The organism is Clostridium sartagoforme (genome assembly GCF_039521405.1).
In the GTDB taxonomy this organism is placed as follows: domain Bacteria; phylum Bacillota; class Clostridia; order Clostridiales; family Clostridiaceae; genus Clostridium; species Clostridium sartagoforme.
Genome location: NZ_BAAACH010000039.1, coordinates 151014 through 159566, shown reverse-complemented (window position 1 = coordinate 159566; position 8553 = coordinate 151014). Strand labels below are relative to the sequence as shown.

The following is an 8553-nucleotide window of genomic DNA, read 5'->3' as shown; positions in this document are numbered from 1 at the left end:
AGCTTTAATTAAGCTTGTATTAGTATCTTTATTTAATCCAGTAATAAGAGAACTATAATTTATTTGCTTTTCACCTATTGCATCTGCTGCAACCATATTTGATTTTATTAAATCATCAGCAATAGCTTCTTCTTTAATTCCATATCCATCTATTAAAGTAGTAGTTCCATCTGCTGCTCTTAGTATAAAATTAAAATCTCCTGCAGTATCCTGTCCTAACTGTAACCTTATTCTATTAGTTTTATCTTTGAATTGCATTGTTGGTCCTACAATAGAAAGTCCGCCATCTGCCGAAGCTAAATTAATAGTATTAGTGTTAATTGTTCCTGCCTTAAGTTTATTTAAGCTAACATTCTCTATCATTGCATCTTTAATAACTGCATTGTCTATTACTACATTACTAGATGTAAGATTTAAATATTGTCCATTCTCGCCGCTAACAAATTTTACTAATAAAGATTGTAAATCTAATGTTCCTCCACTTGCAGTATCAAATTTAATATTATTAGCCGTTAAATCTCCTATATAAGCTACATCTATTAAGGCTTTGTTTATTAAAGCAAGTTCCATTACAACTCTTTCTACTTTCTTTGCTGTACTTCCAGAACTAGAGAACTCATTTTTGTTTTTATTTTCTCCTTTAGCAGATATTTCAGAAGTTAGTCCACCTGTATAAGTGAACTTTTGAGATAATATAGGATGTTTTCTTACTACTCCTTTTTTATCTGTTATAGTAACTATATCACCTACATCTAAAGATAAATCACCTTGCCATTTCATGCTATAGCCTAAGTATTCAAAGCCATTTAACTTATTATAAATATCAGTAAGAATAGTAGCATTAATCCAAGGATTTTCAAATTGAAGTTCCATAGAATCAGTTCCTAAACTCCCTTTACTTAAAACTTCTTCTCCAGCTTGACAAGATACTTTACCTATTTTATATTTAGTTTCTTCTCTCTTGTAATCAATATAATTAGCTGTTCCTATGCTGTAGGAATTATCTTTAGGAGTTACTATAGTAAATTTGCCATCACGAGTTATAACTGCATTTCCACCACATAAACTTGCTACATATCCTAAAATTTCTCTACAAGTAAAACCCTCCAACTTTTTAACATTATAAGCTGGAAGGCTTCCTACAAATTGTACTCCTGTTTTACTTGATAATTCATTAACTACTTGCTGTAATGTAGGTGTATCTCCTAAAGTACTAAAATAAGGAGTTTCAAATTTTATCATGTTGTCAAAGGCTGTTATTTTGATTGTATAGTCAGTTTTTTCTATATCATCTATATTGTATATACCAATAGGAATATATTCTATTATAGAACCTATTTTTAACCCTATTTCTACTTTTATAGTGCTAGTACCATAAACCATATCACCTTTATTTATCAAGGTTAAATCAAGTGATTGGCTAGTTGTAGCACCTATCATAAATCCATCGGAAGGTTGGATGTTCCCATCTATAATAATATCTACAATATCCTCATTTTTATAGACTTTATCTAATATTGTAACCTTACACTCAAATGCCCTTGAAGCTTCTTTTATTGCTGTTTTATATGCTGTACTTGTTGTATAAATTTTATATCCCTCCTTTCTTATATTTTAGAAGGATCTACTTGAACATATAATCAATAACTATTAACTCACCTGGAGTAATCTTTATATCTTCATTTACAGAATCTAAATCAATAACATGAATATCTATATCTGTTTCTATTTCTAATATTTCTTTTATATCTTTATTAAAGTTATCAACATCTAATATATTTATATTTCCATCCTCTTTTACTTTTAACTTTCCTTCTTCATCTTTTTCTCCATACTTTTCTATTAGTCTTTGTCTTTCTTTATTGTAAACCTCTAATTCTCTATCTATTTTAGTTATATTCTTAGAAAAAGCATAACTAAGCTTAATTGGCAACTCCATATTAATTAACTTACTTAATACATTAATACTATTTGCTAATTTCTCATTACTTAATTTCATTAATTAATCGCTCCTTACTTTTCTATAAAATTCATTTTAAGGCCTTGCCATTTTACTTGCCCATCTTTATATTGATATGCCGGGGAGATTCTGTCCCCTACATACATTGTTTTAGTTATCATTCCTGATTGAGGATCTGGAAAAGTAACTGTAAAAAAAACTCCTGATACTGCATTTAGTATCGGAGCTATCTCTGCTTGGGTTAATGGTCCCCATTCTAGATTTAATTTTCTTTTTACTGCTATTCTATCTCTTATAAGTTCACCAGCTGCATTACGATTAGTTTCTCCATCTAAATCAGTTACTGTTGCTTCATAAGACTTAGGAGTAGCAATATCTACTCCATTAATCTTTATCAATATTACCACTCCTTTACATTGGAAATAATGTTATATTTCCTTGTCTTTGCATTTTTCTAAGTTGCTTTAATGCTACTTTTCCTATTACGCTTCCATCTATTTGTACGATTAAATCTCCGCTAATATTATCCCCACTACCTTGTGGCATTCTAGTTACTACTTTTTCTGCTAAATCTGTTATCCATCCAGTATTATTTTCCAATGGCATAACAGCTTCTTTTCCAGCTTCACCAACCATTGCAATAGTTGGACTCTCTATAATCCCTCCTTTTGCTAACTTTGGTATTTGAGGAACTGTAGATATATTAACTCCAGGTACTTTATTTATAGTTCTTATCATAGAATTGATACCGGATATAGCACTATTTATCATATCTATTATTACGTTTAATGGCCATCTAATAATTCCTATCAAGCCATCAAATATTCCTCCAAATATATTAACTACTCCTTGCCATGCTCTAGACCAATTTCCTGAAAATACTCCAGATATAAAATCTATTAATCCGCTAAATGTTCTTAATAAAGCTTTTATAATATCTGATATTACAGATATTGCGGTTCCTAATGAATTTACAATTAAATTGAATGTGCTTATAAAAATAGGTGATAATATATCAACCAAAAATCTTACTATTGGACTTATGAATTTATTCCATAACTCAAGTGCAAAATTAATAGCTTTCATTACAAACTCCCCCAATTCTTCAACTAATCCTTTTAGATGTTTCTCCCATAACCATGTAAGCATTTCTAAAGCATTAGTTATAATTGGTTTTATTACACCTTCCCAAACATTAATTATTATCTTTTGTATGCTTAACATAAAACCTTTTAGATTATCTATTAATGTTTGTCCATATTGTTGCCATAGGCTAGTTAATATAGTTCCTATATCCGTTATAACTGTATTAATAAATTCCTTCAAGCCATTCCATACCTCTATAACCGAATCTCTGAAACTTTCGTTAGTTTGCCATAAATATACTATGTTACCTACTAAAAGTCCTATTAATGCCGAAATGGCTACTATAGGCAAGCTTATTCCACCTATTGCATATCCCAAAGCATAAAATGCAAGCTGTATTCCTTCTATAATTTTGCTCCAATTAGATATTAATAAAAAGCTTCCAAATGCTGATGCAATTCCTGCAATTGAAGATATTATTATTTCTTTATTGCCTACTATAAAATCTTTCATACTTTTAAATGTAGATTTTATTTTATCTGCTAATTTTTGAATCTTCTCACTAACCTCTATAACGCTAGAAAGGAACCCTTCATTTCCCATATCTAACCCATTTAAAGAATTATCTATGCCCCCAGTACCTCCACCAGAGCCGCCACTTGTATCAGTTCCTTGATTTAATGCATTTATTTCATCAATTCCAGCTAACGATTTAAGAGCTTTTTTAGCCTTATCTGCACTTCCTGTTGTATCATCTAAACTATCTCCTAATCCGCCAACTGCAGAAGCTTGATTATTTATAGATTGTGTTTGTTGTGATACTGCCTTTGGTTTTCCAAATAATGCTGTTGTGAATTGTGCTATTACAGATATAGCTTTACTTAATGCATTAATAAAGATTGTTAGTGGTGGTAGTATAGCATTGTATATTGGTAAAAATGCTTGCCCTAACGTAAGCTGGACATTCTTTAAACTTGCTATAAATTGATTATGCCTAGTTTGAGTTGTATCTGCTAATGTAGTTCCATACCTCGCATAAGTTTGCTCTAATATAGCTGCCAATCTTATTTGCTGTTGAGTTTGAAAATTTAATTGTTGCCAAGTCTTTCCGTCTGCTAGCTTTTTAAAGGCTTCTGTACTTTCCAACATAGAAACTTGAGTATAAACCCCTAAATCTTCAATAGCTTCTGTAGAACCAAGCATACCTGATCTAATTCTTTCTGCTGTATCTTCAAACGTTCTTCCTGTTTTACTGGCTATAATGCCTGTAACTTTCATTAATTCTTGTGTTTCATCTGCTAGATTTTTAGTATTTGTTTCAAAACTAGATATAAGATTACTATAAGTAGAACCATATTTGTATGCTTCTTGAATACTTATACCATAGCCTTGTGATTGCGTTTTTACCCAATCTCCAAATGTCTTAGCATAATTCTGCATAGTTCTATTAATATTATCTATAGAACTTTCTACGCTCATAGCAGATTGTGTACTTTCTTTTATCAAAGCTCCTATACCGATAGCCCCTAGAGTAAATTTTATTTTGCTCATTATCCCATTTACATTTTTTTGAAAGTTACTAATGTCTTTTTGAGTTTTATTTAGTGCATTTTTTACCCCGCTAAAATTTGCTCCACCTCTAATTAAGAGATTTTTAACTGCCAACTACCTCACCTCCCATCAAATTATTTAATAATTTAACTTGATTCAACATTTCTTTATCTGCCATTTCCTTTTTCTTTTTGTTTAATACCTTATCTAATTTAGGTTTATTCTTTCCTAAGAATTGAACCGTCCATGCTGCATTAATATAAGCTAGGGTAATTTTTTCTTTTGCTTCTTCTTCTCTTTTTTGCGAATAGCTATTTATCATTAAAGAAAATTCAAAAGGTGTTAATTCCCAAAAATCCAACGGAGATATACCACAAAGGGTAGCAAGTTTTAAACTTTCTATTATAGAAAATTCTCCCTCACTACCCTCTAATTGTTTTTTGCTTCTCCACCACTAAAAGATTCTCCAAAAGCCTTAGCCATTGCTTCTAAAACTTCTTGTAAATTTCCCTTCTCATCTATTAAATCCATAACTCTTGATGGTGTTAAATTAGAATCTTCATGAACTAACCCGCCACAAACAATAGTTGCTGTTTGCTCCATAGTTAATTCCTCTAAATTTATTTTTCCTATTGGTTTTTTTAATTTCTTTTCAATATAATCTATAGCTTTCATTCCATATCTAAAATTTCTTGTTTTATCTAATTCTATTGGTGTATACATATAAATCCTCCTATTGTCCTGTTATTAATGTTAATTTTGGTTTTCCTGATACCTTTATAGTAGCTTCAAAACTAATTAAGTCCTCTAAACTTGCACTAGTAGAAAAGCCTGTTACTACTCCTTTAAATTCCCATTTTGCTTTTGCTGATTCAGGGAATTCTATCGCAAATTCTTCTACTTCTCCGGACTCAAAGGCATCATACATTTTCTTTTGCCCATTAGCTTCTTCTATATCTAAATAACCACTTAAACTCACCTCTCCTGCATCCTTAAATCCACCAACAAACTCTCTATATCCGCCATCACTATCTAAAGTAGTGGTATCTAACGTATCAGCACTTAGTTCTATTCCTCCTATTTCTGTTAATCCTCCTACTGATACAGCAGAAGCAGTTTCACCAATTTTTAATACTGTTCCTAATGCTCTATTTGCCATTTGCTATTCCTCCTTAAAATAAATTGTTACAGGGATTATTCCTCTATAAACATTTAATTGATTTTCATATATTATATCTGTTTCTTCTAAAGAAATTTCTTGTATTAAAAAAGCACCTAACTTCACATATATTAAGCACTTTAGCATTTGTGTTAATGTTTCTTTTTTACTGTTCGCTTCACTAAATGTTTTTGTAAATACATTTAAGACTATATTAGCTGTATATAATCCATCATATCCATCTAATGTTTTATTTTCTATTTCTCTATAGAAATAGACTAGATAAGGAGTTTGTTCTCCTTCCGGAGCATTTGTAGGATATACCTTATTATTAAAAATTTTATCTAACTCTTTTATTAATTCAGCTATCACCGTCCCAGCTCCTTATCTATTTTTCTTTGCATTTCTTCTATAATTGTTTTTTCTATCTTTTTAGATTTCTTTTCTAAAGCCTTCTTTAAAAAATGATATCCTGGTATATATCTACCATTTTTAGCAAAGAATCCATACTCCATACTTGCTGGATAATATCCTGTTACTTTCCCTTCCTTATTTTTCTTTTGAAACACATCATTTTTAGCTCTATCGAAAACTATTTGATATACTTTTTTCCCTTTAATCCTAGACTTTTCACCAACCATTTTTATACCACTTTTAAGTTCTCCTGTTTCTATTGGTGAATTACTTTTAGCATCTTTAAAAGCAATATTCATTCCTTTTTTAACCGAAGATGTTACGTGTTTTTGTGGTACTTCTCCAAGTTTTTTAAGTGATCTATTTAATTCTTTCATTCCTTCAATTTTAACTTTCATAGTATCTCTCCTTACACATTATTTGTAATAAGATATTTCTTTCCTGAAAGTTTATTGGCGGTGCTGTTATTTCGAAAAATCTATTTCCAAACTTTATTCTCATCGCTGATGTTATACCTTCAATATATCTAATATTAATTTTATGAGTTACCTCGCTATTAACAGTTTCGGCTGCAAAAAAATCTTTACCACTTAAAGGATATATAGCTGCTCTTATCCCTAAGAAATCTACCCAGGTATCTATTAATTCTCCGTATTCATTTCTAACTTTATCTAGTTGTTGAATTATTATATGGTGCTTAAATTCTCCAGAATTAATTCTATATCTACTCATAAAATCACCTACAATAAATTAATACAATGCATGTCTAAAATAGAATTAACAACTTTATTAGCTTTATCATTATCTACTGTATAAACTCTATTGTCATACATTTCATTACAAAGGATCATTAAAGCTATAGTTAAATCTTCTTTATCATCAAGTTGTTCTAAAGTTAATCCAGTATAACTTTTAATATATGATTTACAGGCAGCTAAAATATTACTAAAAAGTTTATCATCTAAATTATGACTAACTACTGCATACTCTTTTAAATCTCCAATAGTAACTTCACTAATCTTCATTAGCTACACCCTCTTTTTTCTTGTCAATTGTAACTTTTTCTATATAACCAGCTTTAAGAAGGTCTTGGAGTATAGCTTTATCGCCACACTCCTTAATTTCACCAGATATCATAGAGAAAGTTCCCGCAAAACTCACTTTCGCTTTTACTTTCATATCTATCCTCCTAAGCTGATTTTTGAACTAATGCTGCTATTTTCTTTTTATCAGTTATTTTCCCATCATATTCACCATAACCAACAACTCCAATCATATACTTAGTAGCATACTTTTCAATTAATACTTGTACTTCTACTGACTTAGTTGCCTTAATTGTATATCCTGATAAATCCGCAAATACAATAGATTTGTTACCTGCCGCTATTTCAGGCATTGAATCAGATTCTATAACCTTATTACCTAGAATCATATATTCATCTTCTTTAAAATATGGTTGTCCATTTCCATCTTTTAATTTACAAATGGCTGTATATGTTGTAGGATTCATTATCCATACTCCTTTAGATCTGAACCTTTGCTTTAGTGAGTGCTTTAAGCTTACAAGTTCATCATAAGTTATCGCTGTAGCAGCTGCAGTTTCTACTGTTTTTGTAGTAGATGTTATCCCGGTAATCTTGCTGGAAGTACCTATAACAAATTCTTTTTCTAATTTTTCCGCTAAAGCTTCTGCTATTTTCCTAACAACAAAAGATACTATATCAAAATCTGTATTTGTAATAAGTTTCTTTGACACTAAAGATAATGCACCTATAACATATCCTGATAAGTCAACTGATGTAAATTTGCCTATATTATCTGTTAGATCTTCCCCTTCATCCACATAATCAGCGTTAATATAGTTAGTTGCATCTTCTCCATAAACAGGAACGCTTACTTTACCATTTGTAGTTATAACATCTGATAATTGCAAGAAAGGAACCATGTCTCTTACTTCTTCAATGATTCTTTTTGCTATAGAAGTAGGTATAATTACACCATTATTCCCTTGGGTTAATTGTATTTCTCCTGCTCTTAATTCTTCTTGCTTATCTCTTAAGAAATTTTCAAATGTTCTTTCTTCTAATTCTTCTTGAGATGCTTCCTCTTCCTTATTTTTATTTATTTTTTTAGGCTGCATCCTTTGTTCTTCTTCTATAGCTGCTAAAGTTGTATCTATTTTCTTAATTTCCTTTTTTATTTCCTCAAACCTTGTTTCTTCTTGATCTGTTAATGTTCTTGTTTCAGTCTTAGCTCCTTGAATAATTTGATTCATTTCAAGAATTAAATCTGTTCTTTTTTCCTCTAATCCCTTCTCATTAGTAGGTAATGTTCTATATTCTGCAATTCTCTTTTTTATCATAATTTTTATTCCTCCTTAAAT

12 protein-coding genes and 1 pseudogene are annotated in these 8553 nt (G+C 30.3%); all 13 read right to left on the bottom strand.

The genetic code is table 11. The features are described 5' to 3' along the window. Nucleotides 1-1440, bottom strand: a pseudogene (locus tag ABDZ60_RS18010) (hypothetical protein); the annotation flags it as partial. 184 nt (nt 1441-1624) lie between these two features. Further along, nucleotides 1625-1999 carry a hypothetical protein gene (locus ABDZ60_RS18005; protein ID WP_343780076.1) on the bottom strand — a complete coding sequence of 125 codons (375 nt, stop codon included), beginning with the start codon at nt 1997-1999 and terminating at the stop codon, nt 1625-1627. Nucleotides 2000-2013: 14 nt separating this feature from the next. Beyond that, nucleotides 2014-2358, bottom strand: a complete 345-nt coding sequence (locus tag ABDZ60_RS18000; RefSeq protein ID WP_425544870.1) for a DUF6711 family protein — start codon at nt 2356-2358, stop codon at nt 2014-2016. A 13-nt stretch (nt 2359-2371) separates the two neighbouring features. Continuing rightward, complete coding sequence (locus ABDZ60_RS17995; protein ID WP_343780072.1) at nt 2372-4711, bottom strand: phage tail protein; 2340 nt, start codon at nt 4709-4711, stop codon at nt 2372-2374. Then, nucleotides 4701-4958, bottom strand: coding sequence for a hypothetical protein (locus ABDZ60_RS17990; RefSeq protein ID WP_343780070.1), 258 nt, complete (start codon nt 4956-4958; stop codon nt 4701-4703). The genes ABDZ60_RS17995 and ABDZ60_RS17990 overlap by 11 nt, the downstream gene beginning before the upstream one ends. 68 nt (nt 4959-5026) lie before the next feature. Further along, nucleotides 5027-5320: a hypothetical protein gene (locus ABDZ60_RS17985; RefSeq protein ID WP_343780068.1), complete on the bottom strand. Its 294-nt coding sequence runs from the start codon at nt 5318-5320 to the stop codon at nt 5027-5029. Nucleotides 5321-5330: 10 nt separating this feature from the next. Continuing rightward, on the bottom strand, nt 5331-5756 hold the full coding sequence (locus ABDZ60_RS17980) for a phage tail tube protein (protein ID WP_343780066.1): 426 nt from the start codon (nt 5754-5756) through the stop codon (nt 5331-5333). A gap of 3 nt (nt 5757-5759) precedes the next feature. Further along, nucleotides 5760-6128: a hypothetical protein gene (locus ABDZ60_RS17975; protein ID WP_343780064.1), complete on the bottom strand. Its 369-nt coding sequence runs from the start codon at nt 6126-6128 to the stop codon at nt 5760-5762. Beyond that, nucleotides 6125-6568: an HK97-gp10 family putative phage morphogenesis protein gene (locus tag ABDZ60_RS17970; protein WP_343780063.1), complete on the bottom strand. Its 444-nt coding sequence runs from the start codon at nt 6566-6568 to the stop codon at nt 6125-6127. Before ABDZ60_RS17970 ends, ABDZ60_RS17975 begins: the two co-directional genes overlap by 4 nt. After that, a complete protein-coding gene (locus tag ABDZ60_RS17965) occupies nt 6558-6902 on the bottom strand; it encodes a phage head closure protein (RefSeq protein WP_343780061.1) in 345 nt (114 codons plus the stop codon). Before ABDZ60_RS17965 ends, ABDZ60_RS17970 begins: the two co-directional genes overlap by 11 nt. An 8-nt stretch (nt 6903-6910) precedes the next feature. Then, the gene (locus ABDZ60_RS17960; protein ID WP_343780059.1) at nt 6911-7195 is read right to left on the bottom strand and encodes a head-tail connector protein; all 285 of its coding nucleotides are present in this window, start codon (nt 7193-7195) and stop codon (nt 6911-6913) included. After that, a complete protein-coding gene (locus tag ABDZ60_RS17955) occupies nt 7185-7349 on the bottom strand; it encodes a hypothetical protein (RefSeq protein WP_343780057.1) in 165 nt (54 codons plus the stop codon). Before ABDZ60_RS17955 ends, ABDZ60_RS17960 begins: the two co-directional genes overlap by 11 nt. A gap of 10 nt (nt 7350-7359) precedes the next feature. Next, nucleotides 7360-8532, bottom strand: a complete 1173-nt coding sequence (locus ABDZ60_RS17950; protein ID WP_343780055.1) for a phage major capsid protein — start codon at nt 8530-8532, stop codon at nt 7360-7362. Nucleotides 8533-8553 lie beyond the last annotated feature (21 nt).